A 22,550-nucleotide genomic window follows, 5' to 3' on the forward strand; every position below is an offset into this window, starting at 1 on the left:
GCCGAAGGCTGCGATAAGGCCCGCAGGGGCTTCGGCGTCCGTGCGTTCGCCGCGAGCCTGCGGCTCGATCGCAGCCTGCGGCAGCGGCTACAGGTGAGGCGGATGGCGGGGCATGTAAGTGGTGGCGCCGGCTTGTATTCATTCCTTGTAAGCGGTGGGTCGCTGATTGCCAAACGCGCTATAGAGCCGCGTCAGTTCCTTGTCCTGCCTGAATATATTTTTTCCCGATAACGGCTATTCAAAGTTATTCGTTCACCCTCGCGTTTGCTCCATGTCCGGCCTGCTTAACTGCAAAAGCTGCCGGATAGCGCAGTCTCTACAACCTCCCACGGAAGGCAACGCCATGAGTTCATCCTCGCTCCACCCCGTCACGCCTTATGGCGTGGCGATTCAAGAAGCAATCGCCCTCGGCAACCTGCCGCAGATGAAGTCCCTGCTCAAACAACGCGATTCATCCCAGAAAGAATCCAAAGAACTGAGCAGCGCTTACGAGCAGTTGGCACAGGAAGTCGCCCGTCTGGAACGGCGCTAAGGCCGTTCCATTTTCTAATGCACTGGAGGCAATCATGTCCGGTTCCACTTCGTCCAATCTTGGCTTGTTTCCCCTCAGCTACCGGATCGGCACTTCGATCCCCGGCGCGCCGAGCCTCACCCTCGACCTGCTGGTCTACACCCCCGAGCAGAGCGTGCGTGGCACCTCGCTGGTGACCCAGGCCGTCAACCCACCTTTGGAGCTGTCGTCCGATGTGTGGGGGCAATACACCTACCTGACCGTCATGCCACCCAGCACCAGCAAGATCCTGGTCACCGCCCAGGGTAATCAGGGCGGGCCGGGCTCGAACTCGATCATCACCTTCAAGATTCAACTGGTGGTGGATCACGACTGGAAGAACGGCATCGCCAACTACCAGTACTACAACGGCCAGCGCTGGGTATCGGTGGAGAACGTTCCCGCCCACCTCGTCGAGTCGGTGCCCTCCTACGCCTTTTCGGCCTTGCCGATACCGCTGGAGCCCGGCCCGGTCCTGCTGCCCTATCCACCGATCACCCCGCTGTATGCCGCGCCGATCCATGGCGCCATCGCCAGCGGCGACCTGGCCCAGATGAAGAGCCTGGCCAGCCTGGCCCAGCAGCAACTGGAACAATTGCCCCAGCTGCGCAGCGCGCTGGACGCGGCCAAGGACGAGATCGGCAGGCTCGAGCGGCGCTGACCATGGCGCGCCAACCCATCCGGCTTCCCTGAACAAGAACAAGGAGTTGCACCATGCAAACTGGACTGTTCCATACCCGCATCCAAGCCACCACGGGGCTGTTGGGTGCCCCGGTTCTGATCCTCGACCTGTTGGTCAACACCGTGCAGAAAAAAGTCAGCGGCGTGGCCCGCGTGTTCAAGAGTACCTACCCGCCGGTGAACTTCTTCGCCGACGTGTGGGGCGACTACTCCCAGTTACAGCTGCACCCCTCGACCGAAGGCCACATCATCCTGAGCCTGACCGGCAACCCCAGCGGACCGACCAGCCAGATCGCCGCGACCTTCCAGCTGCACGGGATTCTCGGGCTCGACTGGGCCAGCGGTTTCGCCAGCTACAAATACTGCTACCAGGGCAACTGGCAGGACGTGCAGCACGCCACGGTCAGCCAGGTGTCGATCCCGCACCCCGAGCCTGTGCCTCATCACCCCGTGCCACTGTATGCGGTGGCGGTGCAGCAGGCGCAAAGCAGCGGTGACCTGGCGCAGCTCAAGGCGGTCGTCCGCCAGGGCGAGCAGCAACTGGCCAGCGGCGATGCGCTGCGCAGCGCCCTGCAGCAGCTGAACGCCGAGATCGCCCGCCTCGAAGCTCGCTGAAAGGTGGCGTCCGGGCCTGGCCTTCCTTCCCCCAGGGCCAGGCCCGGTTCCCCACTGGCAAACCCTTTGTCCGCCCGGGCCGGCATCGCCAGGGACGGCGCGGACATCCGCCAGGTTCGTGCCGCGCGCCGGTGTGCGCGCAAAGGACTGTCCATGTCAGCCAATCGCCCCGCCCGCTACCTCAGCGAAACCGACCTCAAGCGTTACGTACCGGTGCATGTGGTCTGGGAAATCACCCTCGCCTGCGACCTCAAATGCCTGCATTGCGGCTCGCGCGCCGGCCACCGACGCCCCAATGAATTGAACACCCAGGAATGCCTCGACGTGATCGACGCCCTCGCCGCCCTCGGCACGCGGGAAGTCACCCTGATCGGCGGCGAAGCCTATTTGCGCAAGGACTGGACCCGCCTGATCCAGGCCATCCACGACCACGGCATCTACTGCGCGATCCAGACCGGCGGGCGCAACCTCACCCCGGCGAAAATGCAGGCCGCGGTGGAGGCCGGGCTCAACGGCGTGGGGGTTTCGCTGGACGGCCTGGCGCCCTTGCACGACGCCGTGCGCAATGTCCCAGGCTCCTTCGACAAGGCCGTGGACACCCTGCGCCGGGCCAAGCAGGCCGGGCTCGCGGTCAGCGTCAACACGCAGATCGGCGCGGCCACCCTGCCCGACTTGCCGGAGCTGATGAACCAGATCATCGAACTGGGCGCCACCCATTGGCAGATCCAGCTGACGGTGGCCATGGGCAACGCGGTGGACCACCCGGAACTGCTGCTGCAACCCTATCAACTGCTGGAAGTGATGCCGCTGCTCGCGCGCCTCTACCGCGAAGGCCAGGAACGCGGCCTGCTGATGAACGTGGGCAACAACATCGGTTACTACGGCCCTTACGAGCATATGTGGCGCGGCTTCGGCGACGAGCGCGTGCACTGGAGCGGCTGCGCCGCCGGGCAAACGGTGCTGGCCCTGGAAGCCGACGGCACGGTCAAGGGCTGCCCTTCGCTGGCGACGGTGGGGTTTTCCGGCGGCAATGTGCGCGACATGAACCTGCACGACATCTGGCACTACAGCGAGGGCATGCATTTTGGCCGCCTGCGTTCGGTCGACGACCTCTGGGGTTATTGCCGCACCTGCTACTACAACGACGTGTGCCGCGGCGGCTGCACCTGGACCTCGCACTCGCTGCTGGGCAAGCCCGGCAACAATCCGTACTGCCACTACCGTGCCCTGGACCTGCAGAAAAAGGGCCTGCGCGAACGCATCGTCAAACTCGAGGACGCCGCCCAGGCGTCGTTCGCGGTCGGTCGCTTCGACCTGATCACCGAACGCATCGACACCGGCGAGACGGTCAGCAGCGTCAGCGACAGCGGCCAGGTGATCAAGCTGGCGTGGATCAACCAGGGGCAGAAATCCCCCGAGGAAGGACGCCTGCCCACCCAGCTGGCGCTGTGCCGCGGCTGCTGGCAGTACATCCATGCCCACGAAACCACCTGCCCGCACTGCTCGGCCGATGTGGCCAGCGCCGAGGCCGACTACCTGGCCGACCGCGCCCGGCAACAGGCGATCATGGATCGCCTGACCGGCCTGCTGGGCATGCCCCAGACCCGGCTGGTGTAGCCACCAGCCTAGGCCCGCCGCCAACCGGGCGGTGGGCCTGACAGGGGGTTGCACCAAGGGTGATAACCCGCCACGGCCCCATGAGAAAACCGTCTAAAAACAAGCCCACTGCCACACAGGTTTAGGCTTTGCTAGTGAAGGCCTCAACCCATCAGCTTTTGCCAGCGGGCCGGCTCACCCGGCGCGCCCGCGGCCCCTGCCATCCGGGAGTCCCAGCATGAAAATCAATCCCTACCTGATCTTCAATGGCGATTGCGCCGCCGCCTTCAAGTTCTACGCCCAGTGCCTGCAAGGCACCCTCGAAGTGATGATGACCTTCGGCGAAAGCCCCGCCCGCGACCATGTTCCCGCCGAGTGCCACAACCTGGTCATCCACACCCGCCTGCTGGTGGGCGACCAGGCCATCATGGGCTCGGACAGCACGCCCGACCGGCCTTATTCGGGGATCCACGGCTGCTCGATATCGCTGAATGTCGACAGCATCGCCGAGGCCGAGCGGGTGTTCGCCGCGCTGGCGGACCAGGGCACTGTGCAGATGCCGCTGGAGGCCACCTTCTGGGCGGCGCGCTTCGGCATGCTGGTCGACCGCTTCGGCGCCTCGTGGATGGTCAACTGCGAAAAGGACCAGTGACAGGCGCCTGTCGTTAAGCCAAGGTGCCGCGGCGATCCGCGGCCCCTCAGGCCTCGCCCTCGGCCTCCATCGCCCGCAGCCCCGCCAGCCGCTGACGTATGCCTTCACTGGCCACCGGCCCGGCCTGGACCGTGCACGCCTCCAGCGGCACCGGGCGACCATCGGCCAGGTCGGCCATCATCGGCCGCACCGGCCGGCCGCTGGCGCGCTCGACGATCTGCACGCTTTCCCCTTCCGGCGCGTAATGACGATTGCCCCAGGCGACGAACGCCATCAGCACCACACGAAAATCCTCGCCCCGGGCCGTCGGTACATATTGGTAGCGCAGCGGCCGCTGACTGTAGGCCTGGCGCTCCAGCAAACCGTCCTCGACCAGCGAATTCAAGCGCCGGGTGAGCATGTTGGGGGCGATCTGCAGGCTGCGGGAAAACTCCTCGAAACGCCGCAGGCCATGCAGGGCGTCGCGCATGATCAGGATGCTCCACCACTCGCCCACCCGCTCCAGACTGCGGGCAATCGGGCATTCGTCGTGAAGGAGGGTCTTGCGTTGCATGGCGGTTCCTCGGATTTCGCAGTTGCGTATTTGTGGTTCGGGCATGTTACTTTCATGATGATAGTGACGTCCATAGAGCGACACACCCCACACGAGATGAAGGAGCTGAAGGTCATGAACAAACGCATTGTCGTCACCGGCATGGGCGCATTGACCCCGCTGGGCTGCGGCGTCGAACAGATCTGGCAACGCCTGCTGGCCGGGCAATCGGGTATCCGCCGGCTACCGGAAGAACTGATCGGCGACCTGCCGATCAGCATCGGCGGGCAGGTTCCCGACCGCACCGAGGACCCACAGGCCGGCTTCGATCCGGACGCGCTGCTGGCGCCCAAGGAACAGCGCAAGATGGACCGCTTCATCCTGTTCGCCCTCGCCGCCGCCCAGGAGGCACTGGCCCAGGCCGGCTGGGCGCCGCAGACGGCAGAGGCGCAGGAACGCACCGCCACCATCATCGCGTCGGGCGTGGGCGGTTTCCCGGCCATCGCCGACGCCGTGCGCACCACCGACAGCAAAGGGCCGCGCCGTCTTTCGCCATTCACCATTCCATCCTTCCTCAGCAACATGGCCGCCGGTCATGTGTCGATCCAGTATGGCCTGAAGGGACCGCTGGGCACGCCGGTGACGGCCTGCGCCGCGGGCGTCCAGGCCATCGGCGACGCCGCGCGGATGATTCGCGCCGGGGAGATCGACGTCGCGGTCTGCGGTGGCACGGAAGCCACGATTCACCGGGTCAGCCTGGCCGGTTTCGCGGCCGCGCGCGCCCTGTCGAGCGATTTCAACGACACGCCGGAACGCGCATCGCGGCCCTTCGACCAGGCGCGCGACGGCTTCGTGATGGGCGAAGGCGCCGGGCTGCTGGTGATCGAGGAGCTGGAGCACGCCCTGGCAAGGGGCGCCACGCCGATCGCCGAACTGGTGGGCTACGGCACCAGCGCCGACGCCTATCACATGACCGCCGGGCCGGAGGACGGCGACGGCGCCCGCCGCGCCATGCAACAGGCGTTGCGTCAGGCTGGCGTCGAGCCGTCGCAGGTCCAGCACCTGAACGCCCACGCGACCTCGACCCCGGTGGGCGACAAAGGCGAGCTGGCGGCGATCAAGAGCGTGTTTGGCAACCACAGCGACCTGGCCATCGCCTCGACCAAGTCGGCCACCGGCCACCTGCTGGGCGCCGCCGGCGGGATCGAAGCGATCTTCACCATCCTGGCGCTGCGCGACCAGATCGCCCCCGCCACCCTCAACCTGGAAAACCCGGATGCCGGCGCCGAAGGCCTCAACCTGATTCGTGGCCAGGCCCAGCCGCTGGCGATGGAATACGCCATGTCCAACGGCTTCGGGTTTGGCGGGGTGAATGCCAGCGTGTTGTTCCGGCGCTGGGTGTAAGGCGGGGATTGTTCGCCGGGCATGGGGAGGTTTCAGTGCGGGTTAGCTGGAACCTCAATGTGCCCAGTCAGTCCCGTGCAACTGAGTATTTTCAGCCGGATGTCAAACCATCCGGCACCTTCGCCAGGTTGACGTGCATGCGCATCAGCATGGCTTTGAGCTGCTCCACTTCCGCCTCGCTGAAACCCTGGATGGCCACCTCCTCCCAATACATCGCCCGTGGTACCAGCGACTCCACCAGGGCCAACCCCGCGGGCGTCAGGCTGATGCAGACCTGACGGCCATTGGCGTCCTGCCGCTCGCGCAGGATCAGCCCCAGCTTCTGCATGTTGGTCACTTGCCGCGACAAGGTGGAGATCTCCGCCGAAACCCGTCCGCCCAGCTCGCCAAGGCTGAGCCCGCCCTGTTCCCGAAGCACCGCAAGCACTCGGTACATGACCAGCGTCAGGCCATGCTCGCCAAGCTCCTGGGAAAAGCACTCGCCCATGCGCATCCCGACACGAGTGACCAGGTAAGGGACGGCGGTGGAAAAACAGTAACTGTTCAAAGGTTCAGACCTCGGTATCCATTGCTGAGACGGCTCTGCGCGGGGGCATGTTACGTCGTTGAGCTGATCCGGTGAAATGCGCCTGTCCCTTTCATTCGACGCTGCCCGAATGGAGATGGTGGCAAACATGCACTTACAACTATTGCAAATGCAAAACTTGTAAATACAAATGTCTGTTGAAATACTCCTTCCGCGATCGCCCTCGACCCAAGGCCGCCATCGCGTTCCGAGCCAAGGAGGCGACACCCGGTTGACTTAACCGACGGCAACCCGGAGTCCTTCCACCTTTCACAACGGCAGATTGTCCCTATGAATGCTTCCTCTTCCTACAGTCTGGCAGCACGGCTTTTCCACTGGAGCATGGCGCTGATCATCATCGGCGTCTGGCTGATCGGTTTTTACTCCGCCAACCTGCGTGGCGATGTGCCCAGGGGCGGCCCGGCGGTCTTCGTGCACAAGGCGATTGCCAGCACCGTGCTGTTCCTGCTGCTTGCCCGGCTCTGCTATCGCTTGACCCACCGCTACCCGGCCATGCCCAGCAGCGTCTCCAGGGCGATGTCCGGCATCGCCCATATCGCCCATGCCCTGCTCTACCTGATCGCCATGTTGGCCGTGCCGCTTTCGGGCTGGTACTGGAGTTCGGTCGCCGGTCACCCGATACCGCTGCTGGGTCTGTTCAACCTGCCGCCCATAGCACCGGTGGATCAGTCCCGCTACGACCTGGCCATGTGGATACATCGCCTGCTGTCCTGGGGCGCCGGCGCCTTGATCCTGGTCCACGTGCTGGCGGCGTTCAAGCATCACTTCTTCGACAAGGACGACATTCTTGCGCGCATGTTGCTCAGGGTTCGCCGCCGCGGCTGACGCCCGGGCTGGAAGGTAGAGAGGATGGGCGGCTGCGAGCCACCCTCGAGCTAACCAAACTGTAATGACGCCGGATTTATAGCGGCTGGATCGGGCTTTCACTAGGACGATCGTGCCAACCCCCCCTTACCTTACCCACACCCTCCAAATGAATGAGTAGCTTGGGCGCAGATTCCGGAGCGCGCAGTCACCAGGCTCTGAAATCCGAGCGAAGAAGAACAAGAAGACTTCAGCTCTTGTTTTTTTTCATGACTTTTTAGTTTGTGAGGGAAAACGAACCATGGCGATATTCGACTACAAGGGCCAAGACGGCCGCGTGCTGATTTCAGATGCCTGGAACCTGGCCACCTACACCAGCGGCGTAGCGACGGTAGGCGCGCTCTACCACTTGCCCGGGGCGGTCCTGGGCGAAGGCAACACCTTTGTCCTGCCCAAGGGCTGGCGCGAGATCAGCGCCAGCGACCTGGGCATCGACGGCAGCCACCTCGACCTGACAGGCAGCTTCAAGGGCGAAAACGTATCCGGCTCCCAGGCCAAGGTATTCGGCCAATACGATGAGAGCGGCAAGCTGGTGAAAATGGGCTTTTCGATTGCCGGCACCAACTCGCCGATGGACTTGCTGGGATACCCGGCAATGATCGACAACTCCTATATCCACGGCTACGACTACCTGCTCGACTCGATCAAGAACTACGCCAGTAGCCATAACCTGACGGGCAAGGATGTGCTGGTCACCGGCTACAGCCAGGGCGGCTCCGTGACCAACAGCATGTACCAGGGCAGGGAAACCCTGGCCGACGGCTTTTTCAAGGATTCGGACTACTTCGGCATGGCGTCGCCAAAGGCCAGCAACAGCGACGGTATCTTCAACTTCGGCTTCGAAAACGACATCGTGCACCGGCTGATCGGCGAACAGACCGACCTGAGCGGCGCCATTCTCGCGGCCCTCAAAGGCAGTGACGCCAGCTACACCTCGACCACCGACAACATCGTGCTGTTCGACACGGTCTACGCTTTGCCCACCTGGCCCAACGGCCCCTTCTCCGTGATCAATCCCAACGGCTGGGTGGCGCACCTGGAAGGCGTTTTCATCAACCCTATCCAGCGCATCGGCCAGTCGACATTCTACGACTACATCGAGCGTGACAGCACCATCGTCATCAGCAACCTCGACCCGGTCAGCCGCAGCTTTACCTGGGTCAGCGACAAATACTCCGCCACCTCCAACCACTTCGGCACGCCGGCCTTTCTCCTCGGCACGGACAGCGCAGACAAGCTGCAGGACGGCAGGAACGACGACTTCCTCGACGGTTTCGCCGGCAACGACAGCTTCAGGGTCAGCACCGGCACCGACATCGTCGCCGGTGGCGTGGGCGACGACAAAGTCTTCCTGCAGGGTACGGTCACCAGTTACGAAGCCGTGCGCCTGAGCGATGGCAGCCTGTTTCTCAACGACACCAACGGGCGTTACGGCCTCAAGGAGCTGCACGACGTCGAGCATGTCGAGTTCGAAGGCCTCCTGGGCCAGGCCTTGACCCCGGCCTTTACCGTGACCGGCAGCAAGCTCGACTTCGAAGGCCTGTTCGGGTCGGACAAGAGCTACGCCAAGGCCACCGAAGGCACGCAGTTGGCAGACCTGCTGAAGGGTACCGCCTCCCGCGACCTGATCTTCGGCCAGGGCGGCGACGATCTTATCGAAGGCGGCGCGGGCCATGATCTGCTGCACGGTGGAAGCGGCAACGACACCCTGCTCGGCGGCAATGGCAATGACGCACTCTACGGCGGCGCGCACAACGACATCCTGGTGGGTGGCCTGGGCAACGACACCCTCAGCGGCGGTGTGGGCAGCGATCTGTTTGTCTTCGACGTGGGCGGCTTCGGCCATGACGTGATCAGCGATTTCAACGTTCACCAGAACGGCTTCGATCAGTTGGTGTTTTCCAAGTCGCTGTTCGCCTCCACAGCCGCCGTCCTCAGCGCCACCAGCCAGCAAGGCAGCGACAGCCTGATCGTGGCGGGAGACAGCAGCATTACCCTGGTCGGTTTCAACCCCGCGCAACTGAGCGCGGACATGATCAGCCTGGTCTGAGGTCCGATGGGCGCACTCTCCGTTCAGATGAGGGTGCTACCCGATCAGCCTTGGCCATTACAGAAACGAACAGGGCCCACCTTACGGTGGGCCCTTCTTTATTCTCTCGATCCTTCACGCCCCCCCACCTGAGCGGTCTCCCATACGGGTAATCCATCGGCTATCAGCGTATCAACCTCGCCTGGGGGAAAGACCGGGATGAAAAAGCCCGGCTCTGGGCCGGGCTTTGACAGAAAAGCGTCCTGGATCGTTGACGACTCACTCTTCTGGCACTCGGAGAAAACCTCAGTCGTGCAAAAGGCTCGAACCATACTCGTTATAGCTATTGCCCAGCGCAGAAGCACCACCGCCGGTATTCAACTTAGTGTAATTGCCGCCGAGCTTGCAGGCATCCGAGAAACAGGAGCGTGTCGTCGTCGTTCCGGAGCACGCACTCAACACCAGCGTTGCGGCAATCAACACAACTTTTAAGCCATTCACCTTCATGCTTAGCATCCCCTGGTCAGAGCTGAGTACCGACGAACCGTAGGCAAATCCATCCTACGCCCTCCTATTGGGGAGCGCATTTAAATGCAGGTATCAACATTGAAATGCTTGAGGAGCGTTTAGCTGGCGCCGGGAAAGCAGACTGCAAAACCAGCAACACAAAAACCCAGACATGAAAAAGCCCAACCTGTGAAGATTGGGCTAAGACATTGAATTATATGGTCGGGACGGAGTGATTCGAACACTCGACCCCTAGCACCCCATGCTTGAAAATGCACATAAAGTGCTGATTTTATTGGGTCTTTACCGGCGCTCGCTGCAAACGATGCCGTACCGGCCCCAACCGAATTTCACAAATCCCCGAAAAAGTCCCCACCCTTCTCCGGCGTTCTGCCGACCGAACACAATTCAATCCCATCCCTACAACTCGTCGCCTAATCACGTGCAGTCAACGTATCGTTCTGCTGGAAAATGAGATCCGGAAACTGATAACAAAGGAGCCCCCGTCCATCACTCCCCCCGACCTCAAAACATGATTGTAGAGCGTGACGGCTGACCTTTTCATTTTAGCTAAGCTTTGACGCTAAGCCACAAGCGATCCCTGCTACTCTGGATTGGTCATCAGGTGCGGCAAGGGCCTCTCTTTTCGTCATCTGCTAGCCTGGTGGTGAGGCGGCCATAAGCTATCAATTCTCACAGAAAAGACTGAGAATACCGGCCGCCTGACCGGGGCCCCATCCCCCTTTACGCGCAGTACCTAATAAAAAATCATTGTTTTTTCGGACGGCTCTTCATGACTGCTGCCAACCCTAGCGTCAACATAAATAACCGTGATGGCAAACTGGACTTCATCCAAGCCTTGCGCGGAATAGCTGCTTTAATGGTTGTGATGCTTCACACAATACAGCAGCAAAACATACCAAAGGACTCTGGAGTTTATTACTGGCTTTTTTCTGGCGGCGGCGCTGGCGTTCCATTATTTTTCATAATCAGTGGTTTTATCATGGCGTACTCAACAAGAGGCGTCGAGTCATCACCTAAAAACTCGCTTATCTTTCTAATAAAGCGACTATCTAGAGTCTGGCCAACTTATGCCATCTTGACCATTATATTCTGGACAACCGTTACTGTAGTCGATGATTTTTTAGGAGCACATTTCCCTTACTCCATACTGGACGTATTAGTTTCCATCCTCTTCATCCCTCTAAACATGGATTCGGCGCTAGCACCATTACTCGGCGGAAGCGCACTATACCCTGGATGGTCGTTGAATTATGAAATCTATTTCTACGCTTTATTTGCATTCAGCATGGTTTTTATGAGGTTCAAATGGCTCATCTTCTTCTCCTTAATAGCCACCACCCTCATTGTTCTACCATTGATTTATGGTTCAACCCCATCTCTGGATGCTCGTGTCAATTATGGGTTTAAATCATACCTCGCTCTGCTAACCTCTCCGCTGATTTGGGAATTTGCTGCCGGGGTTGCGATCGGCTTGATATACTTCTCAAAGTTCAAAATCGAGAACAAATCTTTCGCGATTTTTTTGTGCGCCATTACCGCTGCAATCGTCGTATGGGCAAACCTCTCCAAGCTTTCGTTCGGCATGGGTCTTAACGGCTGGGGATGGTCACTGACCCTAATGTTCTTTGCGCTCACTATTGCCAGCAAGACCGTACACCTGAAGTTCCCGGCAGGGCTAATCTGGGTCGGAAACATATCTTATTCGCTATACCTGATTCATCCGTTCTTCGTTAAACCGGTCTTCGACGTGCTTTGGGAGACAAGTCTTAGGGAGTACATCAGAGACCCTAGCTTTTCCTTGGTTGTAGTCGGCCTCTCTATATTCTTTGCTGCTCTCTCGCACAAATACCTAGAGGTTCGATTGAGTGATTTTGTTAGAAATAAATTATTAGGCTACGTTAATCGCGGATCGCGGGAAGAGGTCGAACTGGTTAGACCAAGTGCTATTCCAATCAGCAAAGCCGGCGCAGACATGCTGAACCGCGGTTGAGCTTCAGCAGCTGCCGTGCTCAGCCCTGCTCCACCTTAAAGATTCAACCTGCAACTGCGAAAGGCTCGGGAGGATATCTTCGGCTTGGTCACGATGCTGGCCGAGGTACAGGTGAAGAAAGACGAGTTCGCGGGGCATCTCCGACAGGGAGGTGCAGAAGCGGCGTTCATGCGCCAGAAGATCAGTGATCTCGACGAGATCAAACAGGAGAGAGACAGATAATCTGCGGCAGATGCTGACTGACTTGAAGCTTCAGCCAAAAACGATTGTCTAGGTTATAGACTCAGGTGATGACTTAACCATGTGCCATATCGCAGCACCAGGAACGACCGCGAGGCCCTAAGACCCGGGCCTCGCGGTAGCAGATCAGTTGTTGCTCGCGCTAACATTAATAACGGGCCCTGCATCCGGAACAGCTTTCGAAGCAACCGCTCCTAGGAGGATCGATTCAAGAGTCAAACTTTTACTCAGGAGCTCCTTGCCCTCCCCACTATTCATTGTGGCTTTAAACTGAATTTCGTTGTATCCTTTAGTTTCAGGAACACATTGAATTTTTTGACCAACAAGAGCTTGCCCACAAGTGAATCTCATGGAGCTTACTTGCGCTAAGCTGTCTGAATTCAGCCATTGCACCGTCGCAATCTCTTCCTTACCAGGATTAAACACACTTTCATCGAGAGTGATGCTAAAAGTTGCAGACATGACGGTATAGGGCGAATTATTTGTCAGCATTGGAACAGCCGAGCAGTCATCTTCCTCCCCCAGTTTGAGCTTAAATATATTGGGCAGATCTAAAGTGATCGAAATTCCGTCCAGATCAAAGAGGGTGAAGGGGATAACGCCCCCTTGTTTTAAGTTTGAAACTTTCTTGGCCAACTCAGGCATTTCAGCCTCCTTATTTCCATATAAATTGAAGTTCCGAATCAGAACCTCTCCTTTTCATACGAACCTAACCTTAGATACGCGATAACAACTCTAGCTGATCAACCCTTTCTGTCAATTTCATAATTATCGAACAGAAATAACAATTTAGCATCAATCTTATTCCCAATAAAAATAAGGTTCTGAAGAGGGGCTGTACGCCGACCTGATGCGGTGGGGATAGAGACCCAAAGAAACAGCCTTACTACATCCGGCGCCGAGATGGTCCGCCTTCCTTTTGCGCCTCAATCGGTCAACTCCCGACCCGCGACAATGCGCCCTGTGAGCACGACGGCTTCGTGATCATCACCGCCGATGCCCAGGGAGGCATGGTCGACATTCATGACCGGCGGCCGGTTGTCTTGTCCACGGATTTGGCCCGTGAATGGCTTGACCCGATGACGTCATTGGAGCGCGCCGAACAGATGGTGCTGCACCAGTGCGAACCGTCCGAGGCATTCGAGTGGTACCGTGTAAATCAAGCTGTGGGGAATTCCAAAAATCAAGGAAATCAGCTCATCGCTCGGATTGAAGGCACATGCCCTGGAGGTACGAAATGAACGTGGCCACATTGGGTGCTCTGCTCGTTTTGACCTCCTATGCATTTGCCGCGGATCAAACTCCGATGCAGAAATTTCATGCCGCGCTCATATCTGCAAAAATATCTGGTGGCTGCACAATCCTCATCCAGATGGCCGAATTCCAGGAGTCGACAAAGATGCCCGGTGGAGATGAATTCCTTGAGCGATTCATGAGGATGGAGTCTGCAAGGCTAGGGATGACCACCACTCAGTATGCGCAGACATGTGTAAATGCAGATCGTGTGTATCAGCACTACTATCATCTGACGTCTGGTGATATTGCTACTGGCAAGCAGTGATCCCTGCCACCAACTGTTTCTCATAACCAATCCGTTGCCTGCGCTCAGCCAGAAGTGCCCGGACCTTCACCTCCAGGGCGTCGGACTTCTTCAAGCCGGCTGCCGCCCATGCCGGTACCTCCACCTCCTGGGTCGTGCACGGCACCTGCACAGGAACCTCCACCCGCACAGTGCGCACCTCCGGCTCCCGGGCGGCGCATCCCGCCAGCAATACCACAATCCCCACCAGTACCAACTTCATAGCCCAAGCTCCTGATCGATAACAGCCGTGGCGGCCGCACACTGGTCGCCACCGGTTCGTTCCTGCAACAGGCGGTTCGCCGCGGCATACTCGCCCTGGGCCAGCTCTCTGGCGTCGGCCTGGGCCTGGGCGGCGCGCTGCTCACGCCCTCTACCGGCCAACACCAGGTCGCCGAGCTTCCTGCCCTGCTCGCCCGCCAGCTCTTCCAGGTGGTCGCGGCCAGCCTTGGTTGTAGCCAGATCGTCCTGGGCAGCGTCAAGCAAGGCCCGGTAGTGGCCAGCGGCAAGCCAAGCCCCCACACCGGCGCCGGCGGCGATCAATAGACCAGCCAGGACCAGCAAGCCGGCCAGCTTCTGTACAGAGCTCATGTCAGCGCCCGCCGCACGCCTTCGGCCAGAACCGCATCCGGGTATGCGTAGCCTGCGTTTTCATGATGAATGATCGCCTTGACGAATCCGGCCATGACCTGGGCTTGAGTCAGGTCGATCTCCGCCCCCGGCCGTGTGCCGGTGTTTGCCTCGACGGCGCGCACGTAGGCAGCCGTGTCGTTCTCTACCGCCGGCGCCCAGCGACTGATAATGGCCTTCACTGTCCTGAGCCCGTGCTTTCGCTGATAGGTCAGCAGCAGCTTGCCCAGGGCGCGGATGCCATTCTCTGGCGTATCGAACCGGGCGAACCGCTTCTCAAGCACCGGGTTGGGTGGGAGCTGGCCCTGCCACTTGTTGGCCGGGTTGTAATCAATGTTGCCGGGGTTGCGATTGCGCACCCCGCGGGTTTCGGTGTTCGGCATGCTTTTCTCCAGGCAAGAAAAAGCCCGCTCAGTGGCGGGCTGTTATTCGGTTTCGAGGGTGGCCGGTGGTGGCGGTGTTTCTGGTTGCGGCATCTCCAGGCGCACGTCGATCCAGCTGTTGAGCGGCACGTCCAGTGGCGCCCCGCGGCCGGGGATCATTTCGCCGTCTTCGGACAGGGTCCAGCGCTGCTTGAACAGCCGGATGATCACAGTGCCGTCTTCGGCTTGCTCGCTCTCGGTGATGCCGAGGGTGCCACCGCCGTCGGGCGAGCACGGGTCCTGCGTGCGCCAGCCTTCCAGCGCCAGGCCGAGGCTGCCAGTTACGCGATACTCACCAACAGCCAGGCGCTCGACACTTACGCCGCGGGCTTCCTCATTCGCCACGCCCCAGGTGCCGACTGGTTCGAAGGTCTGCTCCTGAAGGTCGCCTCGATCGCTATCCGCAACATTGGCGATACGCACAATCGGCGAAGCGGCAGACAACACGCCGCCGGAGCCGCGGGTGGTGTTGCCGGTGTGGTAGATCTCGACAGCCGCACCCAGGGTGCCGCCACTTACACCCAGCGCGCTGCGGAAATACATTTTGTTGGTGGTAAGGCCCATGGGGAAAAAGATCTGGGCTTCGTAAGCTGCGGCGTAGGGAACTCGAATCATCGCGGCGTAGGTCAGGCCTGACGACGACCAGCCACCGCCGATCTTGTAAAGGCCGCCTCCCTGAGCATTGCCGGGATTGTCATAGCCGGCCGCGTCCGGAGCGGTGCTGGTATTGATGCCTGATGCCGCTTTCGTCGGCAGCGTCGCAGCATCGACAGTTGCAGCCGTGCCGAGACCCAGGCCACTGCGCGCAGCAGCCTGGGTCGTGCCGCCGGTGCCGCCTTTCACTACTGGCAAGATGTCGTAGTTGCCAGTGGTGCCAAGCGCCGCCATCTTCGCGCCATAATTATTCACCCAGTCCCGCACCTGGTCCGCCAGGAGCTTCTGATAGCCCTGGACTGGCATGATCGCGTAGGCGGCACCAGAGGCTGTAACGCCCTGATATGCCGGGGTGATCGATATCACCGTATCGCTGGCAACGTTAACAAGCTCGTACTGACGGCCATCTGGGCCGATGAACGCATCTCCTACCCGGGTATTTGCAGCAAAACCAGTTGCGGTTCCGGTCACCGTCGTTGAGCCGTTCGTAACGGCCACGGTCCCCGCTCGAAGCCAAGCCATGGGTTTATCCTTTCGTTGGGCAAAAAAAACCGGCTCATGGCCGGCTGGTTATCAGGTTGTTCTCAGTTGTTCATCTTCGCGAAGACCGCAGGGAGGAAGAAGGCGATCGGGTTTGCCGAGGCAATCGTGATCGCGTACAGCGTGTTGTTGGGAAAGTCCCACCAGCAGTAGAGATTCCTGGGAATAGCACTGCCCGCGGTCATATTCATGCCGAAGTTATTCAGCAGCAGGAACTCGTTCTGCGGGAAGTTGAACGGCACGGTGTAGTAAATCCGCGTCAGGCCCTGCGGATCCTTGTCGTCCTTGACGTAGCTCCAGTTCTGGAAGGCGCGAGTGAAAGTCGCCGCAGACGTGCCGGAGTCAAACAGCAGCTTTCCGGTACCGTCCCACAGGCGAGCCCCGTACTGTGCCACTGGCTGAGCACCAAAGGCTGCGACGAAGTAGCGCCCATTGGGCTGGGCAGTGTCTGCGCTATAGGCCCGAACGTAAAAGCCCGTCCAGTTGCCAGCAGACCCTGTAAGCCGCATCCGACAGAGGCCTGCCACCCCATTCACGGTATCGGGCCTGATGAACACCAGAGGCGGTTCCTGGGAGGTAACCGGGCGCGCAAAAGTAGTAGTCGAGCCAAGGCCACCCTCTTCTGTCGGCGCATAGCGCCCCGTGGAGATCACCATCAGCCGCGCAAACTCCGAGTCGAGTGTCACCACGTCGCCGTTGTTCATGAACTGCATTCCGTAGCTCATCAGCTCCACCTCATCACGATCAGGCGCATGGTTCCGGACGAGGTGGAACTGGCGGCAAAGGTTCGGGTGTGGTTGTAGACCCGCACCACCCCGTTCAGCACCTCGGTTTCAAACTGCAGGTTGCTGTCCCCATAGGGGCCGATCGGAACCACGATGGCCGTGCCGTTGCCCGGGCCTACGCCAGGTACTGCGAAATCCTGGCTGCTCTTATTTGCCCCCACAGCGAACGTAACTAGCGTCGATAAAACCACGCGAATGGTGAAGGAGTTCTCGTCAATCTGTAGCGCACCATCGGCGCCCCAGATCCGAATGCCATAGCTCATGCGGCCAAGTTCCCCCACTGATATCGCTTCATGCCGTTCTCATCGAACACTTTGCCGCCGTTGTTGTTGATGACCTGCCGAGCGCCGGCGCCCAGGGCGCTGTTGATCTCAAACGTCCCGTCAAACCACAAACGCCACCCAGTGCTGCCGGCGACGTAGTTGTTCGACTGGATGTAGTTGCCGATCTTGGCGTTGGTGATCGTGCCGTCCTGGATGAAGGCTGAGTTGATGAAGGTCTGGCCGCCGGTCACGGCGAATGGAGACACCGGCGTACCGTTGGCCAGGTTCAGCAACATGAAGGTGTCAGCCCGCACAACGAACTGCGACGACACCCCAGACGGATCTACCTGCAGGCCCAGGCCAAACGAGGCCGCATACTTCTGGCCGCCAGCGGTGGTCTCCATTTTCACCGACCAGATAGTGGACAGCTGGCCATTGGTATTCGCCAGGGCCGACGACGTTTGCTGAATTGCCGAGGTGTTTTCACCAACGGTGGCCTGCAGCTGAATCCTCTGCGTGGCCTCGGCTTCGATCTCCGTTGCTCTGACTTTCTCCTCCGTGACGATCGCCGCGGTGTTGTTCCAGCCCTTTATGGCGTCAGCCAAATCGCCAGCCCCATCGTCCTCCCGCCAGGAGGCCCTGAGCGTGTTGGTCGAAGCCGCCTGCGCCGTTACCACCCCGTCCAACTCGGTGATATCGGCGGTGTTGGTCGCCACCTGCTGCGCCAGGCCGTTGGCCGTCTCGATCGACTGCCCCACGTCTAGCCAGTAGATTGCGTTCGGCGGTGGGGTGTTAAGCGGTACCGCCTGAATGGCCTGGTATAGCCGCTGCCCCTGCTGGACGATGTCGTCCTTGATATAGGTTTTCTCGGCGTCGTACAGCAGGATGTTGTCCAGGGCGTCGATCTGGTCCTGCAGGCCGTCGATCTCCGTAATCAGGTCCTGGCCCAGTTCTGTTCGGCTGATCTTGCCCGCGAGCATTTCGAGGATTGGCCCGGCCTCCGAACTGGCCTGACCCAGCACCCCGTTGACCACCGGATAGAACGGGCCGATATTGCCGGTTCGATCCACCAGGCGCGCCCAGAAGAAGAAGGTTGCGCCGGCCAGCAAGCTCTGCATGCGATAGTCCGCCTGCGGATACGCCAGGTCGGCCAGCTTCGTGGCGGTGCCCAGGTCGTTCGCCGGCCCATACCAGATTTCGGTCCGCTGGGTGTCCTCGGCACCAGCCGGGAATCCCCAATTGATACCGATCCCAAACAGCTCGCTGGTGGTGGTCAGGAACGACACCGAAGGCGGCAGCCCCTCCTTGCCGTTGAGTTGGGTTAGATTCGACGCCTTCCAGATCGACGAAATGTCGAAGGCGCTCACCGCTCGCACCCGGGCCAGGTAGGCACCGGCATAAATCCCGGTCACGTCGACGCTGGTCGCGCCAGTGCGCTGCACCTTGATCCAGTTCCCATTGTCCTTGCGCCATTCCACGTCGTAGGCCACAGCACCGTTCACCGCGGGCCACGAAATGTTCATGGTGCTGACGGCGATGCCCTGGTCGACCGCGTAGTTCGAGGTCAAGGTCACGCTCACCGGCGGCGGAACGACGGTGATCGGGATCACGCTGATCGGCCGCTCTTCCAGGCGGGCGCCGGTGTCGATGAAAGCGAACTTCCCGGGTTCGTACTGCAGGGCGCTGATCTCGAAGTCGCCCTCGGTGGTGCGCTTGGTGCTCAGCACCCGGTAAAGCGGAATCGCCAGGTCATCAGCATCCAGCGCCCACTGCAGCTGAGGCAATGGCGGCTCGCTGTAGGCCGTGGTCACGGTGACAGCGCGGCCGGTGACGCTTTGCACGGTCCGGCCTTCGGCGCGCCCGCCCGGCAGGTTGATGATCAGGCGATCACCGGCCTTGGCCTGGGTATCGCGGTCAAGCGTCACCACGCGCCCAGCCACTGCCGAGATACGGCCGCCAATTTGCCGGCCGGCCAGCAGCGAATCCGCCACCGGGATGATGTGCCCAGGCAGCGGAATCACACCTTCCATACCGGTCTTGAAGCTGATGGTCCGGTCCTGGTTGTTGCTCAGGATCGCCCACTTACCGCGGCGCTGGGCCTCGGAAGCGCGGGTGCAACCAATGGCTGTCAGCTCGGTGGGTTTGTCGCCGAAGCGGCGCTGCAACTCCAGATCGGCAAACGGAATGACGTCGGTGTCGTAGTTGTTCGCCGGGTTGTCGTAGCTGACCAGGGCGCGGGTGTACCGAGTCTTAGCCGAGGCACTGCCGTAGGAAAACTTCCCGTCGATGACGTTGGCCCGGGTGAAGACGTAGTCGTAGTCCTGAGCGCGTGGCATATCGGCCTGCATCACCAGCTGGCCCTGAGCCCAATAGGTCATGCCTCGGTAGATGCCGGCGATATCGCGCAACAGCGACCAGGCGTCGGCCTTGCCCTGCAGGTTCATATCGCAGAGGAAGCGCGGCTCCTGGCCGCCCAGGCCGTTCGGCACGTTCTGGTCGCAATACTGCGAGATCCGGTACAGCTCCCACTTATCGACCATGTACGGCTTGATGCGCTTGCCCAGGCCGAAGCGGTCCTCGGTGCAAACCCCGTAGGTGATCCAAGCGGGATTGTTGGTCCAGGCCTGCTTCATGGTGCCGTCCCAGGTCCCGGTGTAGGTGCGGGTCACAGGGTCGTAGTTGCTCGGCACCTGCCACTTGCGGGCCTTGCACTTCACAGTGACGGCCGGGATGTTGGTGAACTGCTCGGCGTCGAACTCGATGTACAGCAGCGCGGTGTTTGGGTAACGCAGCTTCGCGTCGATCACCTCGGTCAGGCCGGCGATCAGCATGGTGTCGGCAACCTTGTTGCTGTTCCGGTTTGGAGTCAGCCGGCGCACACGAATCAACCAGCCACTGGTGGCAGGCGGCAGATCTACGCGGCGGGACCGCTCGTAACGGGTGGTGGTCTTGCCGTCCACCGCCTCGAGCAGCACCTGCTGATAGGCGCCGCCATCGGTGGCCACGTCGATCGCGTACTCGATGCGGTAGCCGCCGATCCCTTCTTCGTCCTGAGCCTGCAGGGCCGGCCAGGCGAACCGAACGCGCGCGGCTGACAGCTGGGTGTTGGTGATCGAGCGCACCCATGGGGTATCGCTGCGCAGCTCGATGTTCAGCGTGGTCTCGTTTTCGACCGATGGGATGCCCGGGATGTACGACTGATCCACAGAGCCAGAGCGCCAATCCCACTTCACGTTCGGGAAGTTGATGTTCCCGCTCGCATCCTTGATCGGCGTGTTGTCCAGGTAGATGTCGTAGTCGGTCGGGGCGCTGTCGAACTCCCCCTCGCCTACGGCGATCAGCATCTTGGCCAGGTTGGTCGAGCGCAGGCTGTCGTTAGCCTCGGTTGGCGACTTTGGCTTACTGCTACCGCCCTTCTCTCCGCAGATGTCGATCTGTACTGCTGCGCCCATACTTTCCTCCGGGCAATAAAAAACCCGCCGAAGCGGGTTAATGACTTGTTAGAAGTCGATTGAGATTTTCACCTTATCTGGGGGAACCCCAAACATCAGTCCCACCCTTCTTTTTGCATCAGATGGCAACTGAGGATCAAAAATATCCTCTGGCTTTGATTCCAAACTAGCAGCACCAAGCTTCTGCAGCATCGCGGAGACGTCACAAAGAATCCTATAAGAGGATCGCCCGTCACCTCGTTTCAAATCAGTGAAATCGGTGCCTTCCGGAAAACAACCAAAGTAGGAAACATGGACCGAAACCTCACGTTGCCCAGGAGTGATTACGTATCTATCCACAATCATCAAGCAAATTGGTTCGCGAGCTCCATAAACAAGGAGATACTTCTCGTCAAACATGTCTGCATTCGAAAGTTTAAGTTTGAATGAACCGTTCCTAGCATCCATAAACTCAGGGACATGCTCATTGAGCAAAACTTTTACATTTTCCATCGTAATCTCCATTTTCGATGAAGAATGATACTCAGATCTTGTCCTCCGCGTAAATCGACGCCGAGATGATGACTCCGCCCCACCGGCGTTCACCGATGCAGATCGGCACCGGGTTCCCGCTGGCCGTGGTGTTCTTGGCGCTGCCGAAGGCGTATGAGGGTAGGTTTTCGGGGGATGCGCTCTGCTTGAGTCCGGAGGCCTGGGGGCTGAGCATTTGAATGACGCCGCCGGCAACGAGACCAATGCCGGCGGGGGTCAAGTAAGGCGCTGTGACGGGAAATGCATATGAAATTGCCAGGAGCACAACCCCAACGACAGTTTGCAGTACACCGCCGCGCTTGCTCCCCTCAATCACCGGGACAATCCGCACCTCGCTGGTTCCGCCCAGGCCAAAATCTGCCTCACCGATATTTCGTCGGTTGCGGAACACCGCGAATCGCATTCCCCTGGCCGCAAGGCGCTTAATCTCTTGCTCAAAACCCTCGATAGTGCAGCCTAAAGCCTTGAAGACCTCGCGGGCGGTACCAGAATCAATTTGCTTGAGGTGTGTCCTGCCAAACTTTTTTGCGAGCGATCCCGAGAGTTTGATCGTCGTCGAGCCAGATGCAGAAATAGCAAAGCTCATATTTTTCTCCCATAAAAAAACCGCCTTTCGGCGGCCTTGATGTCAGCGGCATTGCTGCAGCGAATCTCGCAGCCCAGAACGCCCAAGTTGAGACCAGGCGACACGCTGATAGAGCTTCGCGACACTTCCGGATTTCGTCGACCTGACATCCAGAACATCGTCCGTCTGTTGTGCAAAACCATTTACAAGTCGATATCCAGTGGCCGTCTCAGTCATGGTTGCGCTTGAACTGTGCTCTTGCCACTGAGGGAACACACACAGCGCCAGGGCCTTCGGAGTCTTGGCAGACGTCACCGTGACAGCAGGGTTCGACGACATTAGATCGGAGGGCGACGAACACCCCGCCAACAGCGCCACCGCTACCGCTCCTACAAAAAACTTCATGTCGTTCCCTCGCTGGGATATACGAAAAGTACCGATCAGCCAAGAATGCGAGCCTTTTCATTCTGGTACTCGCTATCTGTAAGCAATCCGCGCTCCTTTAGATCACCAAGCTTTTCAAGCTGCTGATATTTGTCTTCAGGCTTTATTGGTGAACCCAACAGGTCATCTTCATTCTTCTCTATGGCTAAGACTGACCAAATCAGACAGGCCAGCCAGCCGAGGAACGTCCAGCCGAGAAAAAGATTCAGAAGGCGTATTGCAATGCGATTTGGATGATCTCTGTAATACGCGATGTAGGTGGGAATAAAGTAAACGACAACCAGCACAATCAGAAAAACCAAGCCAGCCATCATGTTTCCAGTCATACGAAATCTCCCTGTAGATGCCGGCAATCTACCATCATCCGCGGGAAGCGCCAAAACCCCGCCGAAGCGAGGTAATGGCTTGTACAAGG

Annotated in this window: 26 protein-coding genes and 1 pseudogene; 13 read left to right on the forward strand and 14 right to left on the reverse strand. The window is 59.7% G+C overall.

The window, feature by feature from the left end; genetic code table 11:
* The 6 genes from AC07Y9_RS00005 to AC07Y9_RS00030 all read left to right on the forward strand — a co-directional run.
* Positions 1 to 231, forward strand: a 231-nt coding sequence (locus tag AC07Y9_RS00005) for a hypothetical protein (RefSeq protein WP_218277443.1), incomplete at its 5' end; no start/stop codon positions are given.
* Positions 232 to 343: 112 nt separating this feature from the next.
* Positions 344 to 532 (forward strand): DUF1843 domain-containing protein, encoded by a 189-nt coding sequence (locus AC07Y9_RS00010; protein WP_009043072.1) that lies wholly within the window; start codon positions 344 to 346, stop codon positions 530 to 532.
* A gap of 34 nt (positions 533 to 566) precedes the next feature.
* Positions 567 to 1,211 carry a DUF1842 domain-containing protein gene (locus AC07Y9_RS00015; protein WP_009043071.1) on the forward strand — a complete coding sequence of 215 codons (645 nt, stop codon included), beginning with the start codon at positions 567 to 569 and terminating at the stop codon, positions 1,209 to 1,211.
* A 53-nt stretch (positions 1,212 to 1,264) separates the two neighbouring features.
* On the forward strand, positions 1,265 to 1,846 hold the full coding sequence (locus AC07Y9_RS00020; RefSeq protein WP_009043070.1) for a DUF1842 domain-containing protein: 582 nt from the start codon (positions 1,265 to 1,267) through the stop codon (positions 1,844 to 1,846).
* Between the two features lie 153 nt (positions 1,847 to 1,999).
* Entirely contained in the window at positions 2,000 to 3,463 is a 1,464-nt protein-coding gene (locus AC07Y9_RS00025; protein ID WP_007932309.1) for a GDL motif peptide-associated radical SAM/SPASM maturase, read from the forward strand.
* A 217-nt stretch (positions 3,464 to 3,680) separates the two neighbouring features.
* Complete coding sequence (locus AC07Y9_RS00030; RefSeq protein WP_009043068.1) at positions 3,681 to 4,094, forward strand: VOC family protein; 414 nt, start codon at positions 3,681 to 3,683, stop codon at positions 4,092 to 4,094.
* A gap of 46 nt (positions 4,095 to 4,140) precedes the next feature.
* Here AC07Y9_RS00030 and AC07Y9_RS00035 read toward each other — a convergent pair whose 3' ends face one another.
* Complete coding sequence (locus tag AC07Y9_RS00035) at positions 4,141 to 4,647, reverse strand: winged helix-turn-helix transcriptional regulator (protein ID WP_102680130.1); 507 nt, start codon at positions 4,645 to 4,647, stop codon at positions 4,141 to 4,143.
* Positions 4,648 to 4,761: 114 nt separating this feature from the next.
* Between AC07Y9_RS00035 and fabF the strand changes: the two genes are divergently transcribed.
* Positions 4,762 to 6,030, forward strand: a complete 1,269-nt coding sequence (gene fabF / locus AC07Y9_RS00040; protein WP_102680208.1) for a beta-ketoacyl-ACP synthase II — start codon at positions 4,762 to 4,764, stop codon at positions 6,028 to 6,030.
* 91 nt (positions 6,031 to 6,121) lie between these two features.
* Here the strand turns inward: fabF and AC07Y9_RS00045 are convergent, their stop codons facing one another.
* The gene (locus AC07Y9_RS00045) at positions 6,122 to 6,577 is read right to left on the reverse strand and encodes a MarR family winged helix-turn-helix transcriptional regulator (protein ID WP_009043065.1); all 456 of its coding nucleotides are present in this window, start codon (positions 6,575 to 6,577) and stop codon (positions 6,122 to 6,124) included.
* A gap of 309 nt (positions 6,578 to 6,886) precedes the next feature.
* On the opposite strand from AC07Y9_RS00045, the gene AC07Y9_RS00050 reads away from it, so the two are divergent.
* The gene (locus AC07Y9_RS00050) at positions 6,887 to 7,441 is read left to right on the forward strand and encodes a cytochrome b (RefSeq protein WP_085530350.1); all 555 of its coding nucleotides are present in this window, start codon (positions 6,887 to 6,889) and stop codon (positions 7,439 to 7,441) included.
* 280 nt (positions 7,442 to 7,721) lie between these two features.
* Positions 7,722 to 9,530, forward strand: a complete 1,809-nt coding sequence (locus AC07Y9_RS00055) for a calcium-binding protein (protein ID WP_102680132.1) — start codon at positions 7,722 to 7,724, stop codon at positions 9,528 to 9,530.
* A 285-nt stretch (positions 9,531 to 9,815) separates the two neighbouring features.
* Here AC07Y9_RS00055 and AC07Y9_RS00060 read toward each other — a convergent pair whose 3' ends face one another.
* A complete protein-coding gene (locus tag AC07Y9_RS00060; RefSeq protein ID WP_102680133.1) occupies positions 9,816 to 10,016 on the reverse strand; it encodes a hypothetical protein in 201 nt (66 codons plus the stop codon).
* 793 nt (positions 10,017 to 10,809) lie between these two features.
* Here AC07Y9_RS00060 and AC07Y9_RS00065 point away from each other — a divergent pair.
* Entirely contained in the window at positions 10,810 to 12,030 is a 1,221-nt protein-coding gene (locus AC07Y9_RS00065; RefSeq protein WP_256580953.1) for an acyltransferase family protein, read from the forward strand.
* A gap of 84 nt (positions 12,031 to 12,114) precedes the next feature.
* Positions 12,115 to 12,252: a hypothetical protein gene (locus AC07Y9_RS00070; RefSeq protein WP_256580954.1), complete on the forward strand. Its 138-nt coding sequence runs from the start codon at positions 12,115 to 12,117 to the stop codon at positions 12,250 to 12,252.
* Positions 12,253 to 12,396: 144 nt separating this feature from the next.
* Here AC07Y9_RS00070 and AC07Y9_RS00075 read toward each other — a convergent pair whose 3' ends face one another.
* The gene (locus AC07Y9_RS00075; RefSeq protein WP_102680134.1) at positions 12,397 to 12,915 is read right to left on the reverse strand and encodes a hypothetical protein; all 519 of its coding nucleotides are present in this window, start codon (positions 12,913 to 12,915) and stop codon (positions 12,397 to 12,399) included.
* Between the two features lie 224 nt (positions 12,916 to 13,139).
* Between AC07Y9_RS00075 and AC07Y9_RS00080 the strand changes: the two are divergent.
* Together AC07Y9_RS00080 and AC07Y9_RS00085 are read left to right on the forward strand one after the other, a co-directional pair.
* A pseudogene (locus tag AC07Y9_RS00080) lies at positions 13,140 to 13,511 on the forward strand (SOS response-associated peptidase family protein); the annotation flags it as partial.
* Positions 13,508 to 13,831, forward strand: a complete 324-nt coding sequence (locus tag AC07Y9_RS00085; RefSeq protein ID WP_102680136.1) for a hypothetical protein — start codon at positions 13,508 to 13,510, stop codon at positions 13,829 to 13,831. The pseudogene AC07Y9_RS00080 and the gene AC07Y9_RS00085, both read left to right, overlap by 4 nt.
* On the opposite strand, the gene AC07Y9_RS00090 is transcribed toward AC07Y9_RS00085, so the two are convergent.
* The 10 genes from AC07Y9_RS00090 to AC07Y9_RS00135 all read right to left on the reverse strand — a co-directional run bounded on the left by AC07Y9_RS00090 (position 13,815) and on the right by AC07Y9_RS00135 (position 22,461).
* Positions 13,815 to 14,072, reverse strand: coding sequence for a hypothetical protein (locus tag AC07Y9_RS00090; RefSeq protein WP_102680137.1), 258 nt, complete (start codon positions 14,070 to 14,072; stop codon positions 13,815 to 13,817). The two genes, AC07Y9_RS00085 and AC07Y9_RS00090, sit on opposite strands and share 17 nt — an antisense overlap.
* Positions 14,069 to 14,440 carry a hypothetical protein gene (locus AC07Y9_RS00095; protein WP_102680138.1) on the reverse strand — a complete coding sequence of 124 codons (372 nt, stop codon included), beginning with the start codon at positions 14,438 to 14,440 and terminating at the stop codon, positions 14,069 to 14,071. The genes AC07Y9_RS00090 and AC07Y9_RS00095 overlap by 4 nt, the downstream gene beginning before the upstream one ends.
* Positions 14,437 to 14,862: a structural protein gene (locus AC07Y9_RS00100; RefSeq protein WP_102680139.1), complete on the reverse strand. Its 426-nt coding sequence runs from the start codon at positions 14,860 to 14,862 to the stop codon at positions 14,437 to 14,439. Before AC07Y9_RS00100 ends, AC07Y9_RS00095 begins: the two co-directional genes overlap by 4 nt.
* A gap of 42 nt (positions 14,863 to 14,904) precedes the next feature.
* The gene (locus AC07Y9_RS00105; protein WP_256580955.1) at positions 14,905 to 16,077 is read right to left on the reverse strand and encodes a phage tail fiber protein; all 1,173 of its coding nucleotides are present in this window, start codon (positions 16,075 to 16,077) and stop codon (positions 14,905 to 14,907) included.
* A 62-nt stretch (positions 16,078 to 16,139) separates the two neighbouring features.
* On the reverse strand, positions 16,140 to 16,820 hold the full coding sequence (locus tag AC07Y9_RS00110; RefSeq protein ID WP_102680140.1) for a hypothetical protein: 681 nt from the start codon (positions 16,818 to 16,820) through the stop codon (positions 16,140 to 16,142).
* Positions 16,820 to 17,143, reverse strand: coding sequence for a hypothetical protein (locus AC07Y9_RS00115; protein WP_102680141.1), 324 nt, complete (start codon positions 17,141 to 17,143; stop codon positions 16,820 to 16,822). Before AC07Y9_RS00115 ends, AC07Y9_RS00110 begins: the two co-directional genes overlap by 1 nt.
* Complete coding sequence (locus AC07Y9_RS00120) at positions 17,140 to 20,595, reverse strand: TipJ family phage tail tip protein (RefSeq protein ID WP_102680142.1); 3,456 nt, start codon at positions 20,593 to 20,595, stop codon at positions 17,140 to 17,142. Before AC07Y9_RS00120 ends, AC07Y9_RS00115 begins: the two co-directional genes overlap by 4 nt.
* 48 nt (positions 20,596 to 20,643) lie before the next feature.
* Positions 20,644 to 21,087 carry a hypothetical protein gene (locus AC07Y9_RS00125; protein ID WP_102680143.1) on the reverse strand — a complete coding sequence of 148 codons (444 nt, stop codon included), beginning with the start codon at positions 21,085 to 21,087 and terminating at the stop codon, positions 20,644 to 20,646.
* Between the two features lie 31 nt (positions 21,088 to 21,118).
* Positions 21,119 to 21,712, reverse strand: a complete 594-nt coding sequence (locus tag AC07Y9_RS00130; protein WP_102680144.1) for a tail assembly protein — start codon at positions 21,710 to 21,712, stop codon at positions 21,119 to 21,121.
* A 419-nt stretch (positions 21,713 to 22,131) separates the two neighbouring features.
* Positions 22,132 to 22,461: a superinfection immunity protein gene (locus AC07Y9_RS00135; RefSeq protein ID WP_102680146.1), complete on the reverse strand. Its 330-nt coding sequence runs from the start codon at positions 22,459 to 22,461 to the stop codon at positions 22,132 to 22,134.
* Positions 22,462 to 22,550 lie beyond the last annotated feature (89 nt).

The sequence above is a fragment of the Pseudomonas sp. GW456-L12 genome (genome assembly GCF_059424045.1).